The organism is Bradyrhizobium sp. CB1015 (assembly GCF_025200925.1).
Classification (GTDB): domain Bacteria; phylum Pseudomonadota; class Alphaproteobacteria; order Rhizobiales; family Xanthobacteraceae; genus Bradyrhizobium.
On the sequence record NZ_CP104174.1, the window covers coordinates 5542974 to 5561742 of the forward strand.

General features: G+C 65.5%; 21 protein-coding genes and 1 pseudogene. 5 read left to right on the forward strand and 17 right to left on the reverse strand.

Features of this window, described 5'->3' with window-relative positions:
• Positions 1–28: 28 nt before the first annotated feature.
• The 3 genes from N2604_RS25865 to N2604_RS25875 all read right to left on the reverse strand — a co-directional run bounded on the left by N2604_RS25865 (position 29) and on the right by N2604_RS25875 (position 2352).
• Complete coding sequence (locus tag N2604_RS25865) at positions 29–1027, reverse strand: hypothetical protein (RefSeq protein ID WP_260370968.1); 999 nt, start codon at positions 1025–1027, stop codon at positions 29–31.
• A 155-nt stretch (positions 1028–1182) separates the two neighbouring features.
• Positions 1183–1386, reverse strand: coding sequence for a hypothetical protein (locus N2604_RS25870; RefSeq protein ID WP_260370969.1), 204 nt, complete (start codon positions 1384–1386; stop codon positions 1183–1185).
• A 303-nt stretch (positions 1387–1689) separates the two neighbouring features.
• Complete coding sequence (locus tag N2604_RS25875) at positions 1690–2352, reverse strand: glutathione S-transferase family protein (protein WP_260370970.1); 663 nt, start codon at positions 2350–2352, stop codon at positions 1690–1692.
• Positions 2353–2476: 124 nt separating this feature from the next.
• Between N2604_RS25875 and N2604_RS25880 the strand changes: the two genes are divergently transcribed.
• Positions 2477–3193: a DUF599 domain-containing protein gene (locus N2604_RS25880; protein WP_260370971.1), complete on the forward strand. Its 717-nt coding sequence runs from the start codon at positions 2477–2479 to the stop codon at positions 3191–3193.
• Positions 3194–3400: 207 nt separating this feature from the next.
• Here N2604_RS25880 and ltrA read toward each other — a convergent pair.
• The 6 genes and pseudogenes from ltrA to mgtE form a co-directional block, all read right to left on the reverse strand.
• A pseudogene (ltrA, locus tag N2604_RS25885) lies at positions 3401–4932 on the reverse strand (group II intron reverse transcriptase/maturase).
• A 696-nt stretch (positions 4933–5628) separates the two neighbouring features.
• Complete coding sequence (locus N2604_RS25890; protein WP_260370972.1) at positions 5629–6633, reverse strand: IS110 family transposase; 1005 nt, start codon at positions 6631–6633, stop codon at positions 5629–5631.
• Between the two features lie 820 nt (positions 6634–7453).
• Positions 7454–8257, reverse strand: a complete 804-nt coding sequence (locus N2604_RS25895) for a hypothetical protein (protein ID WP_260370973.1) — start codon at positions 8255–8257, stop codon at positions 7454–7456.
• 49 nt (positions 8258–8306) lie between these two features.
• A complete protein-coding gene (locus tag N2604_RS25900) occupies positions 8307–9125 on the reverse strand; it encodes an aldo/keto reductase (protein WP_260370974.1) in 819 nt (272 codons plus the stop codon).
• A 155-nt stretch (positions 9126–9280) separates the two neighbouring features.
• The gene (locus N2604_RS25905) at positions 9281–9583 is read right to left on the reverse strand and encodes a DNA-binding transcriptional regulator (RefSeq protein WP_260370975.1); all 303 of its coding nucleotides are present in this window, start codon (positions 9581–9583) and stop codon (positions 9281–9283) included.
• A gap of 167 nt (positions 9584–9750) precedes the next feature.
• Entirely contained in the window at positions 9751–11172 is a 1422-nt protein-coding gene (gene mgtE, locus N2604_RS25910) for a magnesium transporter (protein WP_260370976.1), read from the reverse strand.
• Positions 11173–11291: 119 nt separating this feature from the next.
• On the opposite strand from mgtE, the gene N2604_RS25915 reads away from it, so the two are divergent.
• Both N2604_RS25915 and N2604_RS25920 read left to right on the forward strand, forming a co-directional pair.
• Positions 11292–12083 (forward strand): polysaccharide deacetylase family protein, encoded by a 792-nt coding sequence (locus N2604_RS25915; protein WP_409241646.1) that lies wholly within the window; start codon positions 11292–11294, stop codon positions 12081–12083.
• Positions 12084–12240: 157 nt separating this feature from the next.
• On the forward strand, positions 12241–13566 hold the full coding sequence (locus N2604_RS25920; protein WP_260370978.1) for a polysaccharide deacetylase family protein: 1326 nt from the start codon (positions 12241–12243) through the stop codon (positions 13564–13566).
• 4 nt (positions 13567–13570) lie between these two features.
• On the opposite strand, the gene N2604_RS25925 is transcribed toward N2604_RS25920, so the two are convergent.
• Positions 13571–13945, reverse strand: a complete 375-nt coding sequence (locus tag N2604_RS25925; RefSeq protein WP_260370979.1) for a hypothetical protein — start codon at positions 13943–13945, stop codon at positions 13571–13573.
• A gap of 284 nt (positions 13946–14229) precedes the next feature.
• On the opposite strand from N2604_RS25925, the gene N2604_RS25930 reads away from it, so the two are divergent.
• The gene (locus N2604_RS25930) at positions 14230–14487 is read left to right on the forward strand and encodes a hypothetical protein (protein WP_260370980.1); all 258 of its coding nucleotides are present in this window, start codon (positions 14230–14232) and stop codon (positions 14485–14487) included.
• Positions 14488–14670: 183 nt separating this feature from the next.
• Here N2604_RS25930 and N2604_RS25935 read toward each other — a convergent pair whose 3' ends face one another.
• The 5 genes from N2604_RS25935 to N2604_RS25955 form a co-directional block, all read right to left on the reverse strand.
• Positions 14671–15000 (reverse strand): four-helix bundle copper-binding protein, encoded by a 330-nt coding sequence (locus N2604_RS25935; protein WP_260370981.1) that lies wholly within the window; start codon positions 14998–15000, stop codon positions 14671–14673.
• A 98-nt stretch (positions 15001–15098) separates the two neighbouring features.
• Complete coding sequence (locus N2604_RS25940; RefSeq protein ID WP_260370982.1) at positions 15099–16001, reverse strand: NAD(P)/FAD-dependent oxidoreductase; 903 nt, start codon at positions 15999–16001, stop codon at positions 15099–15101.
• Positions 15998–17074 (reverse strand): flavodoxin family protein, encoded by a 1077-nt coding sequence (locus tag N2604_RS25945; protein ID WP_260370983.1) that lies wholly within the window; start codon positions 17072–17074, stop codon positions 15998–16000. Before N2604_RS25945 ends, N2604_RS25940 begins: the two co-directional genes overlap by 4 nt.
• 66 nt (positions 17075–17140) lie before the next feature.
• The gene (locus N2604_RS25950) at positions 17141–17338 is read right to left on the reverse strand and encodes a hypothetical protein (protein WP_260370984.1); all 198 of its coding nucleotides are present in this window, start codon (positions 17336–17338) and stop codon (positions 17141–17143) included.
• A complete protein-coding gene (locus tag N2604_RS25955) occupies positions 17338–17547 on the reverse strand; it encodes a hypothetical protein (RefSeq protein WP_260376312.1) in 210 nt (69 codons plus the stop codon). Before N2604_RS25955 ends, N2604_RS25950 begins: the two co-directional genes overlap by 1 nt.
• A gap of 276 nt (positions 17548–17823) precedes the next feature.
• Between N2604_RS25955 and N2604_RS25960 the strand changes: the two genes are divergently transcribed.
• On the forward strand, positions 17824–18111 hold the full coding sequence (locus N2604_RS25960) for a hypothetical protein (RefSeq protein ID WP_260370985.1): 288 nt from the start codon (positions 17824–17826) through the stop codon (positions 18109–18111).
• Between the two features lie 17 nt (positions 18112–18128).
• Here the strand turns inward: N2604_RS25960 and N2604_RS25965 are convergent, their stop codons facing one another.
• Both N2604_RS25965 and N2604_RS25970 read right to left on the reverse strand, forming a co-directional pair.
• A complete protein-coding gene (locus tag N2604_RS25965; RefSeq protein ID WP_225144603.1) occupies positions 18129–18329 on the reverse strand; it encodes a hypothetical protein in 201 nt (66 codons plus the stop codon).
• A 140-nt stretch (positions 18330–18469) separates the two neighbouring features.
• The gene (locus N2604_RS25970; protein ID WP_260370986.1) at positions 18470–18652 is read right to left on the reverse strand and encodes a hypothetical protein; all 183 of its coding nucleotides are present in this window, start codon (positions 18650–18652) and stop codon (positions 18470–18472) included.
• Positions 18653–18769 lie beyond the last annotated feature (117 nt).

Below are 18769 nucleotides of genomic sequence, written 5' to 3' on the forward strand. Positions count from 1 at the left end.
CGGGCAGCCGCGCATTTGGAATGCCATTCTACTCGTTATCCGCAGGCGCGGGAGCAGCCGTCGAGGCCGGCGGCGGCGCGAGCGGAACCGGCGTGGCGGGCGCACGCGCAGCCTTTTGGGCCGGCGGTTTCTTCGCAGCCGGCGGGCTTGATGCCGCAGGCGCTGCGGCCTGTGCGGAGGCTGCGGCCGGTGCACGCGGTGCTGCCGCCGCATTCGCGGCCGGCGCGGCCTGGCGCGTCGCCGCCGTGGGCTCCGGATTCATGATGCTCACCGGCGGGGTCGAGGACGCGCTCGGGAACTCGGCATTGGTCGGCTTGCCCGTCGGCATCGATGGCGGCAGTCCGGCGAGCGCGGCGTTGGCCGCCATCGCCGGCGCTGCAGCGGGCGCGTTCCAGGTCGGCGCATAGCGCGCCACCAGCGTGTCGTAGAGATGGGAGTCCATGTTGGCGGCGACCTGCTGCTGGTCGGTCAGCGAGCGGAACGCGGCGCAATCGAACTGCGTGCAGCCGTCGCGTGCCACCAGCACATGCGCAACGAGGCCGTAGCGATCGCGCTCGAGCGACTTGCGCAGCACCTTCATGTCGAGGGCCAGGCTCTTCTCGGCCGTGGCGACGTCGCCGAGCGCGGTCAGATGGTCGATCCTGGCGGCCGTGGAGGAGACCGCCGCAGCCGCAGCGTCAGGCGCGCCGAACAGCGCCTTCTCGCAGCCGGCGGCGACGACATCGCCGGCGAGATCGTCGAGACAGGACAGCGCAGGTAGGTTCGCGCTCAGCACAGCTTGCGCGCGCGCCTCGGCCGGAGCGGACGGCACGTCCGGTCCGTAGAGACGCATCGTGGCTGCGCCGGCGATCGCGATGGATAGCAGCGTAATGACGGTCAGCGCCCCGTTGGCGACCGATCTGTCGGCGCGCAGCAGCGTGATCAGGAGGATCAATCCGAAGAATCCGGCAGCCGCCAGCGTCATCCACATCGGCAAGGCCGGCGAACGCCAGATTTGGTCGAACGAAGTGGCCCATGCCCAGTTCATGCGCGACGTCCCTCACGCGAGCAAAGAGCGGATGGTCAAGCGAGCACCGCGAGTCGGCAACTGCCCCGGCTCACCTTGTGAAGGTGAAGCGGGCCTTTTGACGGCGGCAGAATACAATTCCCGGGAGGCGCCTATGCGCTGATCGGCGTCAGCGTTCAGGAGAGCGCGAGCTGGCTTTCCTTGGCAACGCGCTCGAAGGCTTCGGTCGAGCTTTTGATCCGGTACTGGCAGTCGTCGCCTTCGGTCGGAAGCAGACGGATGACCTCATACGCGCCGCTCGCAGCCGGACGCGCAATATTGCTGGCCGTGAACAGGACGCGCGTTCCCACGGGGAATTTGTGCTTCAACACCCTCTCCATCACTCAAACAGCGCCGGCCTCGCCCAGTGTCCCACTGCGATGGCCGGCCGGAAACCCGGGTCGCTGTATAGCATGCGTCGCGCCGTTTTGGCCAGCGCAATGCCGGCATGCAACGCGCTCGGATTTTGCAGTCATTTCAGAATGATAGGCGACAGTCGGCGGGCCGATGATACCGCCGGAGCGGCTCGTTCCCCCTGACATGTCGCAGGCGGTGTCGCAGGCCCACCCCCAACGGCTCTCGCCCATTGTGGGCCCGAGGGCTGCCGGCCGGTACGCGGCCGGCCGCCTCGTCGGACGTTACGCTCAGGCGTCCTCGAACTTTGCGATGAGAAGCGTTTCGGCCAGCCCGTCGCGCGTCCATTCCTGGAACGCCGGGAGCGCCATCATCGTCTCCATGTAGGCCTTGGTGTCCGGCGCCACCTCGATCGCATAGGTGCGGAAGCGGTGCACGACCGGGGCGTACATGGCGTCCGCGGCACCGAAGCGGCCGAACAGGAACGGCCCCTTCGCGCCATAGCGGGTGCGGCACTCGCGCCAGATCTCCTCGATGCGCGCGACGTTGGCCTTGGCGTCCGCCGACAGCGCCACGGGACGGATTGGCCGATGCAGGTTCATGCCGCATTCGCTGCGCAGCGGCACGAATCCAGAATGCATCTCGGCGCACACCGAACGGGCATGCGCGCGCGCCGCGACATCGTCGGGCCACAGCTTCTTCTCCGGGTAACGCTCGGCGATGTATTCGATGATGGCGAGCGAATCCCACACCGTGATGTCGCCGTCGACCAGCACCGGCACCTTGCCGGCCCGGCTGAAGGACAGGATCTGCTCCTTGTCGGCGGGATCGTCGGTGTAGAGCGGAATCAGCGTCTCCACGAACGGGATGTCGTTGGCGCGGAGCGCGAGCCAGGGCCGCATCGACCACGACGAGTAGTTCTTGTTGCCGATCGCGAGTTTCAGCGCAGCCATGTCACTGGTCCTTCGTTAAGTCCTGCGGTTGCAGCCGCTTTTAACGCCATCGGCTGCCGTCAATCAATCGTTGCTGCGTCCCGTCATGCGTGGCAATCGTTGCGATCCTTGCCAGGAGACGGACATGAGCAGGCATTGGGTCGACATCACCGCGGTCGGCTTCTTCATCATCGAATGGCTGGCCTATGCCCTGACGCTGGAGCATTCGGCCCATGGCCGCGACAGCCTGTCGGCGCGCATGAACCGCTATCGCGAGGTCTGGGTGCGCCGGCTGCTCGACCGCGAGACGCGGATGGTCGACATGCAGATCATGGCCTCGCTCCAGAACGGCACCGCCTTCTTCGCCTCCACCAGCCTGTTCGCGCTCGGTGGCGCGCTGGCACTGCTGCACGCCACCAACGACGCGATCACGATTTTGAGCAAGCTGCCGATCGACCTCAGCACCTCGCCGGCGATGTGGGAGCTGAAATGCGTCGGCCTCGTGCTGATCTGCGTCCATGCCTTCTTCAAGTTCGCCTGGGCCTATCGCCTGTTCAACTATGTCGCGATCCTGTTCGGCGGCATGCCGCCGGCCTCGCAGCGCGACACGCCCGAGGCCGAGGCCCACGTCATCCGCACCTCGCGCCTGTTCGAATCCGCCGGCCGGCACTTCAACCGCGGCCAGCGCTCCTTCTTCTTCGCGCTCGGCTATCTCGGCTGGTTCGTCAGTCCCTGGGTGCTGTTCGTGACCACGGCAGCCGTGGTGGTCGTGACCTGGCGGCGGCAGTTCGCGTCGAGTGCGTGGGCCGCGATGGCACCGGAGGTGGTGAATGGTGGCGAGGGAATGAAGCGAGGGCATTGATCTCTCGTGTCCCGGACAAGCTGCAACGCGTGAAGCGTTGCGGCGCAGAGCCGGGACCCAGGGCGATACGGCACGATGCCGCGACGTGGGCCCCGGCTCTGCAGCGCACCGCTGAAGGAGCGCTGCGCTGCGTCCGGGGCACGAGAGCGATGGCGCGCACGCCCTCCCAAATCGTCATTGCGAGCGCAGCGGTCGCGGTAGGGACGCTCATTGCTGAGCGCCCCCCGCACAGATCCGTACGTGCGGCTTTCCCGCATACGGCTCCCACCTCGGGTGAGTGACGGCGAAGCGTGTTCGGGGCCAAGGATGGAGGATTTGTGGCTTGGGGAGCAAGTCGGAGGCAAGCCGCGCAACCCGCTGCCACGTCGTGCCGTCGGTCTGGCTGCGGCGCCGAAGCATTCGCCTCCAGTGTTCGATGACGAAGTAGCGGAAGGCGGCAAGCGCTCGGCTGTTGGTCGGCACCGCATGGTAATTGAAGTACCCGGTGACGACCTGCCGCAGCCATTTGCCCTGTTCGAGCACCGACTGGTGCATGCGCCGTTGCAGCCCCTGCTTCACGGCTTGCAGCTTCGCCCGCATGCGATCCTTGCGAGACTTGCGCCTGATCTGGAACTTGCCTTGCCTGGATCGGCCGCAGATGAAGGTGAAGCCGAGGAAGCTGAAGGTCTCCGGCTTGCCGAGCCCGCGACGCCGGCGGTTGTCCTCCGCATGGCGTCCGAACTCGATCAGCCGGGTCTTCTCGGGATGCAGTGACAGCGCGAACTCCTTAAGCCGTATGCGCAGTTCTTCGAGGAAGTGCCGGGCCTCATCCTCATGCTCAAAGCCGACAATGAAGTCGTCGGCGTATCGCACGATGATCATGTCACCCGTGGCCTCGCGCCGTCGGAAGCGTTCGGCCCACAGATCAAGGGCATAGTGCAGGTAGATGTTGGCAAGCAGCGGCGAGATCACCGCCCCTTGCGCTGTCCCCTGCCGCTGACCCTGACCGTCCCTTCTTCGAGGACACCCGCCTTGAGCCATTTGCGGATCAGGCGGATGATGCGCTGGTCGCCGATCCGATGCTCTACGAAGCGGATCAGCCATTCCTGGTCCACCGTGTCGAAGAACGCCCGGATGTCGGCGTCGACAATGAAGTTCACCTTTCTGCGCTCGATTCCGACCATGAGCGCATCCATCGCATCGTGCGTGCTGCGCCCGGGCCGGAACCCGTACGAGAACCCGAGGAAGTCTTCCTCATAGATCGCGTTGAGCACAGCGGCCGTTGCCCGCTGGACGATCTTGTCCTCAAGGGCCGCAATCGCCAGGGGTCGCTGCCGTCCGTCCGGCTTCGGGATATAGACCCGCCGCGACGGCTGTGGTCGATACGCGCCCCGGTGGATACGAGCATGCAGGTCCTCGAGATTGGCCTTGAGGTTTTGCTCATAGTCCCGCCACGTCACCCCGTCCGCGCCCGCCGTGGCATGCTTCTTCAGCGCGAAGAACTCCGCCGCGAGCAGGTCGGGATTGATGTGGTGGAGCAGCGCGGTGAACCTCTCCTTCTTCCTTTCCCTTGCCGTTCGCCGTATGCGTTCCAGCGCAGGTGTCACGCTTGTCCGGCTCGGCGTCCGGGACGTGCTTTGCTGGTCCGCATTCCCCTCGGTCACGGCCCTTTGCTCCACCTGCTCCTCCGCGGATCGCTCCGCTTCGTTCGCCGGCTTCCCAGCTACTACGGCCGCATCCGACTTCCCGCACCTGTTCATCATCGGCTTCGGCTCCTCGCCTTCCCGATGCGGACCTTGGAGGCTTGTTGCCATCGGCCAGATGCGGGACCTCCCAGGTTCCGACACGATCCCTTCCTGCGTGATGGGGTCTTCGACCACGGCAGAGCGTCAGTCCCTCGCATAGCGGGACCGCACATGTTGCCTTCGACGTTGCTTACCGTCTCGGCCTCTGCGAGTTTCTGTCTTTCGCGGCTCAAGAGCCCACCCCACAGGATCGCTGTGTACGCTTCGCAGCCGCCGTCACCGGCGACCACGCAACACTCGCTACCGGGCGCCCGCTACGGCCTACCCGGACCGGTCTTCCACCGGCTGGATCGCGCCAGCTTCTCCTGGCGCACAAGCAATCCAGAGTCCCTCCGCGGATGCATTTCTGGATTGCTTCGCTGCGCGCGCAATGACGGAGTATGAGGCAGCAGCGTCGCTCGTTCGGCTCGTATTCAAATCGCAGACATGCCTTCGCATCCTCGCGGCGCATCTCGCCCGAGCTTTGCTTCGATGCCTCACCCTCACATGAAAAGCAACTGGGGTCGGAGTAGACCGGCGATCAGACGGGCTCAAGGCTGGTGCTGGCGCACCCCCGCCTTCGGCGGCTGACGGCCTTGACCCCGTCTGCACGCCGGTCTTTGGGCTGGGCATGCGCTCGGCCGAAGTCCGAGCGCGAGATAGACGCGCTCGTCAAGCCACCCTGTATCTTTTCGGATCCCACGTCTCGCCGCGAGCGATCATGGTGTTGAGGATGATGATCAGCTTGCGTATGCAGGCGACGATCGCGATCTTTGGCGGCTTGCCCTTGGCAATCAGGCGTTCATAGAAGGCCTTGAACACCGGATTGTTCAGCGTCGCGGCGCCGACGCAGGGCATGTAAAGGGCATTTCGCACCCAGCGGCGGCCACCCTTGATGCAGCGTTCACCTCGACGTTTGCCGCTATCGTCGTCATAAGGAGCAACGCCCACCAACGCGGCGGCAACTTCATCGCTCACCTGCCCCAGCTCCGGTAGTCCTCCAAGCAGCGCCATTGCGGTCCCCTCAGCAAAGCCTGGTACGCTCTGGATGATCTCGGCGCGTTTGGCAAAGTCCGGCGTTGTCTTGATCGTCGCCGCGATCGCGGTATCGAGCGCGGCGATTTCGTCAGCTAGCTTCTTAAGAAGACGCGCGCGAGCCTTCCGAACAAGGGCCGGCGCTTCATGCTCCTTCTGCATTTCCAGGCGAGCCCTGACGTCAGTCAGGCCTTGGCGTCCCCTCACCAGTGCCTTCATCTCCTCGTGAGCGGGATTGTCGACTTGGCTGGGAGCCTCGCTGAATGTCTCGGCGAACCAGGAGATCATCTCCGCGTCGATCTTGTCGTTTTTCGCAAGGCGTCCCGCCGATTCCGCAAAATGGCGAACCCGTTTGGGATCGACGATCCGTACTTCCAGCCCTGCTTGGCGCAACGCCTTGGCCCATACCCGCTCGTAGCCGCCGCTTGCCTCCATCACTGCCTTGCCGACCCGATGCTTGCGAAGCCATGCAATCAAGCTCCGTCGCCCCGCCGCGGTTGTTGGGCAAGTCTTCCGCTCCGTTACGGCCCGAATGCACGCATCAATCTTGTCTTTGGCGACATCGATGCCGACGACAACCAGATCGTCTTGTGTCATCATCCACTCCCTTCCTTGCCTGGTACGGGCTCGCAGCCCTTGCAACTGTTCGGGTTGAGGAAGACACCGGAGCTGTCCCTTGCTCTTTAGCAGGCTCTGTCGCCTTTGGGCGCAACGGGCTCAGTTCCGGCAACGGGCGGTTCTGATCCAACCGCCCGTTGCCACATCCTGCCAGATTTCGGGGGCACAAGGGTGCCGGCGGCACCCGCGGTCCGCTGCGCGAAAAAGCACGCGCAAAAAAGACCGCACAGCAGCATACAGGCGAAGCCCAACACACGGCCTTCCCTGCGCGATGGTCGGACGGCTTATGCCGCGCTCTCCCGGGAGCCGAGTTCCCTCTGGCCTCCCTCACTCCCGCGAAAGTCGCCGGCACCGCGCCGGTTGACGCGAGGGCCGCATTCGCCAGAGCTTGACCGTAGCAACGACGGCCAGGACCACACGGTTTTGCCGTACGCGCGGTTCGTTGGCGCCGCAGGGGTCGACGGCGTTGTGCACGTTGCCATCGACATGCCGGCGCGACGAAACCTGACAGTGCCGCTCGTCCGTACGAAGCTGAGGGGCTCACGGAGAGCAATCCGCCCCGCCCTTGGCATCTCGTACACGACGCTGCCGCGTCCACCGCAAGCCCGGCTCGCGACAATGACGACCGCATGATCGCCCCTCGAGACTGAGCCGGGATGGGCGAGACATACGATATTTCCGAATTTCGGTAAAGCGGAATGTTTTTGCGCGGGTGGGTTGACAGAGACGCGAAACAGGCACGATGCCGTAGCCCGGATGGAGCGCCAGCGTAATCCGGGACGGTGCAAGATGCCGCGCGAGCGGCCCCGGATTACGCTGTCGCTCCACCCGGGCTACGGGAGCGCTATCCGCCAAAATCCCTCGGGCTGAATGGCAGGTCCAACACCTTCCATTCCTCGTACAAATTGGCCGGCAGCATCTTGTAGGGCTGGCAGTTCTGCAGCGCGCTCATTGCGGACTTGACGATGGCCACGCCCTTCGCGGACGGCGGCGCCGCGATCAGGATGGGCTCGCGCGCCAGCGTGCCGTCGGTGGCGAAAACGGTGCGCAGCTTGATATGGACGTTGTCGGTCGGCGCGACCCCGGCCGGCAGTCTGGCGCAGCCGCGCAAATGACGGCGAAGCTCCGCGATGACCTCGGACGGAAGCTTCGCAGCGATCGAATCGTTGGCATCGCCGCCGTCGTCCTTGGCGCCTTTCGGCTCGACCGGCAATTCGGGTGGCAGGCCCAGCATGACCCCGTACTTGATGGTGACGTCCGGCTGCGGCGCCTGATAGGCCGGCGGCGGCGCGGTCTGCGAGGGTTGCGGCTGCTTCTGCTGCGGCTCGGGCGAGGCCTGCTGGGATGGTGATGGTGCTGCCGCCTGCGGCTTGGTCGCGGGCTTCGAGGCCTCCGGCTTGTCGGTGACGTCCGGCTTCGGCAGCTTCAGATCGGGGAGCGGCTCCGGCGGCTTCGCCTCTTCCTTCTCCTCGGCCTTGGCTTCCTCCTGCTTGACCTGCTCCGGCGTGACGATGTCGACTGCGACAGTCTCGGGCGGCTGGCTGTGAAACGGACGGACCTCGCTGATCACGATGATCAGCGCCACCAGCGTCAGATGGGCGATTGCCGACGCTGCGATGTCCGTCCGTATGATCTTCCGCAGTTCCATCGACCGATCTTGGGTTGCCGCCGCGGTCCTAGCATACCCCGGGTACCTCTCAATCCCATTTTGGGGCGAAGCCAAAGTCGGTCAGGCGTCCCCTCGGATTGGCGAGCGCGGCGATCCGGCCAATCTCGTCCTCCGACAGCTCGAAATCGAAGATCTCGATGTTTTCCGACAGGCGCTCGATGCGCGAAGTGCGCGGGATCGCAGCGACATTCTGTTGCACCAGCCAGCGCAGGCAGACCTGCGCCGGCGTCTTGCGGTGGACGCGACCGATCTCGGCCAGCGTCTGGTCGGACTTGATGCGGCCCTTGGCGATCGGGCTGTAGGCGACGAGGGCCAGGCCATGCTGATTGCAGGCCGCCCTCACCTTCGCCTGGTCGAGATAGGGGTGATATTCGACCTGGTTGCAGACCAGCGGCTCTGCCGACAGCGCGACCGCCTGCTCGATCAACGCCACGGTGAAATTGGAGACGCCGATGTGGCGGGTCAGGCCCATCGTCTTCGCATGCGACAGCGCGCCCAGCGTCTCCGCCAGCGGCACGTGGGGATTGGGCCAGTGCAACAGCAACAGATCGACCGAGGGAAGCCGCAGGCGGGCGAGGCTCTCCTTGACCGAGCGCTCCAGATCATGGGGCGCGAAATGGTTGGTCCAGACCTTGGTGGTGAGGAAGACGTCGTCGCGGCGCACGCCGGAGGCGCGCAAGCCGTCGCCGACCTCGCGCTCATTGTCGTAGACCTGCGCGGTGTCGATGTGGCGATAGCCGAGCCGCAGCGCCTGCTCGACCACGCGCGCGGCAGGCCTTCCGCTCAGCTCCCAGGTCCCGAGCCCGATCGCCGGAATCCTTGCGCCATTGGCCTCGACGAACAGCATGAGGAATCCTCTTCCGTTGCGGCAGCCCCGGTCGACATTATGGACCTCGTCCGAGTTGGTTGCCAACGGACGTCAGTACTATCGGGACGGATATTCAGGGCAATGCTAACAGGAGGTTCGCACGAGGCTTCACGCCTTCATGTCACGCCTTGATTTCACGCTTTGGCGAGCGCCTGGAACACGGTGTCGGGCGCATGCGCGATCACCGCGAGCAGCGCGCGGGCCGGCCCCCGCGGAGCGCGCTTGCCCTGCTCCCAGTTGCGGATGGTCTCGACGGGGACGCCGAGCTTGGCGGCGAACTCCATCTGGGTCAGGCAGGCGCGGCGGCGCAGATCGCGCACCGCGAGCGGGCCGGTGTCACCCGGCGCGGCATTGACCGCAGGCTGGACTGGAAATTCCTGCCCATCCCGCAATTCGACGATCCGTCCGTCCGCCTTCAGTCGCAACCGCATGCCCATTCCCCCAAGCGGAGGCGATGATGCGGCAGGTCGCTTAAAGTCGGATTAAAGATGATGATGGCCGATAGCCCGGATGGAGCGAGGCGCAAGGCGGCTCTCGCGAGGATACAGCGGTCCCGGATTGCGCTGCGCTCCATCCGGGCTACGAATTCCCGCCTGAGTGAGAGCTACTTCAACCCGAACCAGAGCGTCGCAATCCCGAGGAAGGAGAAGAAGCCGACGACGTCGGTCACGGTGGTGACGAAGGTGCCCGACGCCACCGCCGGGTCGGCCCGCACGCGCTCCAGCGCCATCGGGATCAGGATGCCGCCGAGCGCGCCGGCGACGAGGTTGCAGATGATGGCGAGCCCGATGACGATGCCGAGGCCCGGGATCTTGAACCAGGCCACCGCCGCTATCCCTGTGATCACCGCGAAAGCGAGGCCGTTGACGAGGCCGACCAGGGCCTCGCGCATCACCACGCGCCAGGCGTTGGAAGAGCCGAGCTCGCGCGTCGCCAGCGCCCGCACCGCCACCGTCATGGTCTGGGTGGCGGCATTGCCGCCCTGGCTCGCCACGATCGGCGCCAGCACCGCGAGCGCGACCATCTTCTCCAGCTGCCCCTCGAACAGGCCGAGCACGGAGGACGCCAGGAACGCGGTGGCGAGGTTCACCAGCAGCCAGTTGAAGCGGCCGCGGGCGATGGTGAGGAACGTGTCCGACAGCTCTTCGTCGCTGGTGACGCCGCCGAGCGCCTTGAGGTCCTCGTCGGCCTCTTCCTCGATGACGTCGACGACGTCGTCGACGGTGATGACGCCGACGAGGCGGTCCTGGGTGTCGAGCACGGGCGCGGCGACGAGATTGTACTTGCCGAACATGCGCGCCACCTCTTCCTGGTCCTCCAGGACGGAGACGCGGCGGCGATCCTCGTCGGTGAGCTCGGTCAGCGCCACCGGCCGGCGCGTGCGCAGGAGCACGTCGAGCGGCACCGCGCCCTGCCAGTGCTGGTCCTTGTCGACGACGTAGATCTCGTAGAAGCGGTCGGGCAGATCCGGCGTCTCGCGCATGTAGTCGATTGCCTGCCCTACGGTGAAATCCTGGGGCACGGCGATGAACTCGGTCTGCATGCGGCGGCCGGCAGAGTTTTCCGGATACAGCAGGCTGCGCTCGAGCGCGACGCGCTCCTTGAGCGGCAGCTTCTCCAGGATCTCCTCCTGCTCCTCGGCGTCGAGGGTTTCCAAGAGCTCGACCGCGTCGTCGGATTCGAGCTCGCGGACACCTTCGGCGACCGTCTCCGGCGGCAGCTCCTCGAGGATCTCCTCGCGCACGGTCTCGTCGACCTCGTTCAGCGCCGAGAAGTCGAAATCACGGCCGGTGAGCTCGACCAGGCGGACGCGGTCGTCGGGCTCGAGGGCGCCGATCAGATCGCCGAGATCGGCCTCGTGCAGTTCCGCGACGCAGGCACGCAGCGCCGCGCTGTCGCCGGCCTCGATCGCACGGGCAATTTCCTCGACGAATTCGTGACGAATTTCACCGTCTTCATTGCGCATCGGCACGTGGTCGAGTACCGAATCCGCAGCGGGTGGGGCAACGTCCAGATGTTCATCCATGGCGCGCCTCGCCGTTTGACAGGTTGGAACGGGTGGTATGAGCTGAGGGTTCAGGCAATACCCACAACGCAAAGCCGAGCGCAATGACAAAGATGCTGCGACTGAGGTGGACCTCAACGATGACGGGCGCGCTCGCCGCGACCGTCATCGGCACTGCCGCGACCGTCATCGGCACCGCCGAGACGGAGGCCGCCGAATGCCCGCGCAAGGACGCGCTCGGCACCTCGCGCGTCCTCAGGGTCGATCCCAAGACCTACCCGCGCGTCGGCTTGAAGAGCTTTCCGCAGACGCTGCCGCTGGCCGATCGCGAGGTCGTGCTGACGTTCGACGACGGGCCGAACCCGCCGACGACGTCGAAGGTGCTGGCGGCGCTGGCACAGGAATGCGTGCGAGCGACCTTTTTCCTGATCGGCCAGCACGCCTCCGAGCATCCCGACATGGTCAAGCGCATCGCCCGCGAGGGCCACACCGTCGGCCATCACTCCTTCTCGCATCCGTTCATGGGGCATATTCCGTTCGAGAAGGCCACGGCCGACATCGACCGGGGCATCGCTGCAGACGAAATGGCGCTGCACGGAACCTCGACGACGACACCCTCGACGCCGTTCTTCCGCTTCCCCTATTTCGAGTCGACACAAGCACAGCTCGACCTGCTGCAGTCGCGCGGCATCATTGTGTTCGGGGCCGATTTATGGGCCAGCGACTGGGAGGAGATGACGCCGGAGCAGCAATTGAAGCTCGTCACCGAGCGCCTCGCCGCGAGCGGCAAGGGCATCATCCTCTTCCACGACAACAAGGCGCGCACGGCGGCAATGATGCCGGCGTTTCTGCGGTATCTGAGGGAGAACAGCTATCGGGTGGTCCACATCGTGCCGGCTGGCACATCACAGAGGAGCGCCGATACGCGCTGATGCCGGAATGTCACGCCCGGGCAAAATGGGGTGATTTGGGGCCAATTAACACTCTGTTCATGCTACCCCGTGCAAAGATGAGGGCGGCTACGGCTGAACCGTTTTGAGCCATCTCCGACCTATCTAGGCGCCAATTGCACGGGGGCAGACGAGGTTCATGATCGGAAGTAGCGTTATTTTGCGGACGCGATCGTGGATCGTCCTTTGTCTGGGAATGCTCACCGTCGGTTCGCCGGCTGCGCTTGCGGCCGACTGTCCCGGCCACCCCGACGCCCTCGGCACCTCCCGCACCCTCGTTGTCGATCCGCGCGAGCATCCGCTGATCGGCACCATGCAGTACCGCGAGACGCTGCCGCTGAAGGACCATGAGGTCGTCCTGACCTTCGACGATGGTCCGATCCCGAAATATTCCAACCAGGTGCTCAAGATCCTCGCCGACGAATGCATCAAGGCGACCTTCTTCATCGTCGGCAACCAGGCCAAGGCCAATCCGGACGGCGTGCGCAAGCTGGTCGCGGCGGGCCATACCGTCGGCACGCACAGCATGGACCACCCCCTGACCTTCGACCGGATGCCGATCGAGAAGGCCGAGGCGGAGATCAATGGCGGCATCGAATGGACCGCGGCCGCGATGACCGATCCGTCGCAGCTCGCCCCGTTCTTCCGCATCCCCGGGCTGATGCGCGCCGAGGGCGTCGAGAACCATCTGATTTCGCGCGGCATCCAGGTCTGGAGCGCCGACTTCCCGGCCGACGATTGGCGGCACGTGTCATCCGACCGCGTCTACCAGCTCGCGATCCAGCGGCTGGAGGCCAAGGGCAAGGGCATCCTGCTGCTGCATGACATTCAGGCCCGCACGGTGGCGGCGCTGCCCAAGATCATCCGCGACCTCAAGGCGCGCGGCTATCGCATCGTGCATGTGGTGCCCGCCACCGCCGAGCGGCCGGCGACGCCGACCACGCCGGTCGAGTGGCTGCTGCATCCGCCGTCCGAGACGACGCCGATCGCGCGCTGGCCGCGCGTGCCGCATTTCGTGTTCACGCAGACCAAGACACTGCCGGCGCCCGCGCTCGCCAACCTCAATGCGCAGGCCGAGCATCAGGCGCTGCTGCCGCGCCGGAGCAAGGGCCAGATGGACCTCGCATCCACCCTGCCCGTGCCCGGCCGCGATCTGTTCGCGATTCCGGAAAGCTCGGTCGAGGTGCTGATGTCGACGACCTCGTCGCGGCGCGCTGCGACCCGGCTCGCCATGGCGGCCGAGAGGCCGCATCCGGCCAAGGACAAGGCAGCACAGGGCAGAGCCGCGAAGGGCAAGACGGCCAAGCTGCAGGGACGGCGGACCGCCCAAGCGGCGCCGGCGGCAGCGGATCATGCCGCGCAGCCCGTCGACATCGTACCCAGGAGCACCGCAGCCAAGGGCGCGGCTTCCAAGAGCGCGGCGCCCCGTCCGACCCGGGTCGCCAGCCTGAAAAAGCGCGCTTAGGCCACTATTGCCGCATGATGGCGGCGACGCAGAGCAGCACGATCAGCGCCAGGAAGAACAGGTCCATATAGGACTTGAGCTCGCCGTCGCGCCGCAGTCGCGCGACGTCGGCGAGCACCTGCTTGCGCGCGCTGGTGCCGCCCGACCCGTCGTTGATCGGAGCCTGAAGGCGCTTGGTCTCGGCCTCCAGCTTCTCGATCTTCTGGAAGAAATAGAACGCCCGCAGCGTCGAGGCCGCGCGCATGGCGGCATAGACCAGCACCAGGATCGCCAGGATCGCCCGGTTCGGATACTTCTCCATGAAGTTCAGGCTGAAATAGACCACCGCCATGAAGGCGAAATTGGTGAGGAAGCGGTAGACGAAGCTGAGAAAGACCATGCTGGCTCGAACCTTGAGGGGGTCGCAACTCTACGATGTTGCGAAGTGCGGGATCGGAACCCAGACCGGAACGGCGAGCCTGGATGCGGCCCGTCTACGCCAAGTTTGTTTCAACAAAGATACTGCCGCCCCCGCAACTTGCCGCCTTTTAGCCTGACGCGGCCATAAGGCAAGCCGGAGCATGACCCCTGGCCTTGCCGGCGCGATGGGCCCGCAACGGCTCAATGGCGATTTGGCCGAAGGCGCGGTAAACTGCGACCGCCGCCAGATGTGGGGTTCTTCCGATGCCGAAGAAGGGAATCACGGGCCACGACGATTGGGTTCTGACCGAGGCACTCGCGACCGCCCTGGTCGCGCTGGAGCAGCTCGAGCCGAAGCACCAGCCGAATGCGCATATGGACGACATCCGCAAGCTGCTCGCGAACGGCAAGGAGCCGGCAGCGGTGAGCCTGCACCTCGCGCAAGCCAAATGTCGTCTGTTTCCCGATCTCGACCCGCTGGAGATCTACCGGGAATACGGTATCGGCGAGGAGTATGGCTAGGGCCCGCCCGCGACCGATCCCGCGATCACCATGACCAGCGCCAAGGTCGATCTTGCCGTTGACGGTCAGCTCATCCGAGCCCTTCGCGTCTCCGGCGCCCTGGACCTTCAGCGATTGCGGCCGGTCGGCGGCCTGACGCTGCAACTCGCCGACGATCGCTTCCTTGAGCTTCTCTTCCAGCACTCAAGCGGCCATCGCGCGGCAGGATTGGGCGCAGGAGCGGCACGCCGCGACGCATTCGTCCATGCCGCCGATCCGCGCGCAATCCTCGGCACATTCGGTGCAGATTTCGGCGCACTCACCGCAGGTGTGCTTATGATGCGGCGTGTTGATCAGCATGAAATGCGCGGCGGTGCGGCACATCTCGGCGCAGGCCATCATCAGGCGGAAATGCTTCGGCTCGACATGCTTGCCGCCGGTCTCGAGGCAATGGTTCATCGCCGTGCCGAGACATGTCTGGTAGCAGCTCATGCAAAGCGCGATGCAGCGGGTCATGTCTTCGGATTGAGCCATCGGTTGTCTCCAGTTGCGCGCCCCGCTCCGCTCGACCAAAGCGGGGCAACGCGCTTCGTTCCCGGTTCCGGTCGATTGTGAGGCTCACCGCCGTCCCGTCAGGCCAGTCGCGGCGGCAGGCTGTTGTGGATCGTGCAGGCGGCGATGGCGGCATGGCCGAACGCGACCGAGATCTGGTGCAGGTCCGTGACGACGTCGCCGATGCCGTAGAGCCCGGTGATCGACGTGCGCTGGTGATCATCAACCTTCAGATAACCGTCTCCGGTATGGTCGGCGCCAAGGGCCATCGCGAGCTCCGAGCGCACTTCCGCGCCCATGGCGGGATAGACCATGTCGAATTGTGCCGTCCTGCCGTCGGCGAAGACGGCTTCGACGCCCTCGCCTCTCCGCCGCAAACGCAGGTCGGGCGCGAAGACCACCTCGACGCCCGCCTCGGCGAGCCGTGATATTGCGGTCCGATCGTCACCCTGCCCAATTGCGAGCAGCGTCACGTCGCGCGAATAGCCGCGCAGGAACAGCGCCTTGCCCGCAGCGCGCGCGAGCGGGCCGATGACGCCGATGCGGCGGCCCGTCGCCTCGAAGGCGTCGCAGACCGGGCAGTAGCGCAACAGGCCATCGGCGACGGCGGCGCGCCATGCGTCGAACGGCGGATGGGTGTCGACGATCCCGCAGGCGAGAATGACGGTGGCGGCCGCATGCGCGCGGCCATTCCAGCTCGCTTCAAAGCCATGTTCATGACGCTGCAACGCGTTGACCTCGGCCTCCACGCGCGTGACGGCGAAATCATTCAGCTGGGCCGACATCCGCTCGATCAGCTCCGTGCCGGACAGGCCATGGACGAAGCCCGGGACATTGTGGCTGCGCGGGATCAGCGCCGCCCGGCTCGCGCCGGCGTCCACGACGCAGACGCGGCGGCGAAAGCGCGCCAGATAGATCGCGGCCATCAGTCCGGCCGGGCCGCCTCCGACAATCAGGCAATCAAGTGGTGGCGCGCCGGTCATTTCGGATTCGGGTCCGCAAGACCGGCGCCGGGCTCCTCGAGGCGCCCGCTCCGCGCCAGCCGGACCGCGTTGCCGAGCGCGCGCGCCGCATTCTGCACCTCCTGCTGGAATTCGCGGTCCTCGTCGAGCTCGCGATGGGAGGTGGCGTATGGCGCCCCGTAGCCCACATAACCGTCGAGCTCGGCGTAGCGCCCCGCCGAGATCAGCTTCATGTCGGTCAGCCAGTCGGACAAGGTCCGGCGCACGCCCTCGGCGCCGACCGCGTCGCCGTGAACGACGACGCCGAAATGGCGGCCGGCGAGATGGCGCGGATAGGGCCAGCCCTTCAGCTCGATCGCCTTGGCTTCGGCGGCGTTCTTGCCGTGGGTCGAGGTCGGATCGGGATTGCCGCCGTCGGCGCAGACCATGCGGTCCATCATCGCCTTGAGCCCGGCGGGCACGTGATACCAGTTCACGGGGGCCACGATCAGAATGCCGTGCGCCGCAACCCAGAGCGGATAGATCTCGTTCATCCAGTCGTGGGTCTGGCCCAGCGAATAGTTCGGATAGCAGCTGCACGGCCAGTGGCACAGCGGCATGGCGGTGCCGACGCAGGACTTGCAGGGATGAATGGTCTTGCCGAATTCCGAGGCGAGGCGCGACAGATCGAGGATGTCGACGGCAAATCCCATCTCGATGAAGACGGGCTCGGCCAGCTCGACCAGCCGCCAGGTCTTGGACATCTCGCCGGGACAGGTGTGCTCGCTGCGGGCCGAGCCGTTGATGATCAGGATGCGCGGCGTTGCGTCGGCATCGTCGTGGCGGCGCTGCGCCTCCAGGATCTTAGCGCGCGCATCGAGCCAGTCGACGGCGAGATCATAGTCGGGGTCGGCGAAGCCTGCGCCGGCCTTCCGTGTCAATGGTGCCTTGCGCGAATGGCTGTAGGCGTCCCAGGCCGCCGCGGTGATGGCATCGAGCTCACGCCCGAGCGGAGCAAAGGCGGGATCTACGAACTGACGCCTGTAGCGCCGCTCAAACTCCTCGCGCGACAGCTTGACGGGCGGCATCCCCTTGCGAATGTCGGCATCCGTCATGCTGGCTCTCTGGCGAAGTGGGTGTCCTCCGACCAACCCGGCGCCGAGCGCGCGGTTCCCAACACTTTACCGGTGAGCAAGCTCCAGCGGCGCATCGAATTTGGCGATCCGTTGATCGAGCCGCCACAGCTCGATGCGATGCACCAGGACGAGCGAGGCGGCTTCGCGCTTGGCCTGCTCGTCGTCACAGACGAGGTTGATGCATCCGAACACGTGCCCGTCCGGCTCGATCTGGAACGCACGGTAGTGCTTGATGCCTGCCACTATGATGGTCCTCGCCTTGGAGCGACGGGTGCGCTGAGCCAATCCGTGAGGTTCGAGGTCACTTCGTTCTGCTTGGCGCGGCGCAGCAGCATCTCGCGTTCTCTGCCCGGCGGCAGGCTGAGCGCGCGCTCGCGAGCACTTTCGGCGAAGGCGGCCAGCCGCTCCTGAAGCGTTTGGGTCTGTTTCCTGCGGTTACGTTTGGCGGTCATTTCATTTTCGCGGAAAATTCGGTTGGAAGGAAATTGGCCCGGCGGGGGATCGGGCGCCGAGGCCCAAGTTCGCTTGTCACTCAAGTCTCGTGCCGGTTGAGGCGGCTCAGCCCGGCAGCAATTGTAGCTTCCGTCGCAATTTGCGGTTCCAGCATTTCCATAAGTTAACGCCGCCCGATTTTGCGCAGACCACAACCGCAGGACCGCTCGATCCGGACTGCGCCGGAACCGAAATGCTGATTCGTATGTTCAAGGACGAGTTGAAGGAGGATCATCATGGCAAAAGCAGCATGGAAACGACCGGGTTCGCCGATCGGCCGCAAAGGCGCGCGCAAGGCAAATCCCGCCTACAAGCGCCGCGCGCGCGAGCCGTGGACAGCGGCGGATGTGAGCAAGCTGAAGCAACTTGCGAAAGGCAACACGCCGACCGGCGTGATGAGCATCAAGCTGCTGCAGCGCCCCGTCGCGGCGATCCGCAGCAAGGCGCAACGCGAAGGGATTTCGCTGCGGCCGGTCAACCGCTCGCCCTACAATCGGCGAAGCAAAGCCGCGAAGCGGCGCTGACGACGCGCATCGCCGGGCTAGCTCGGCGGCTGCAGGCCCGGCGACCTCAGCCACTCGCTCATCTGAGACCCCGTTTCCGCCTGACGCGCCTTGCGCAAGATCTCGTCGCGCGCCGCGCCGGGCGGAAGCAAGCTGGCCTGTTCTCGCAGCCGCTCCGCCTCGGCGGCGAGCCGCGCTTCCAGAGTGTCGACTTGCTTGAACCGATGTCGCGTCCTCATCAGGCGTCCTCCTGGTGCATGAGGTCGAGCGCGCCGTTGCGTTCCGACGTGGTTGGTGGCTTTCCGGGCTGCACAGCCGGGCCGACGATCTAACGTTCCAGAAAGGGAACGGTTGCAGTTTTGGCGAAAAGACCGAAGTTTTACGATTCCTCGTTGTCGCGGCGCGCTCTAATCTCGGAGCGAAGCATGGCGCTGTCCATGATGGCGAGGCGCAAATCGTTCACCGCGTCGCCGTAGCGCCCCGCGACTTGTCTGTGCTGCTCCCGGAGGAAACGGCTCTCTTCGATAGCGCGCGTGGCGCGGGCAAACAGGGTGTCTGGCATCAGTCATTATGCAACGCCCCAAAGAGCGCGCTCTTGCATAGGTTACTAAAATCGCGCCAACGGCTCAAAAAGCGCCGGCGATTAACCTGGATCAAGAGGTCACAACCCCGCCGGACC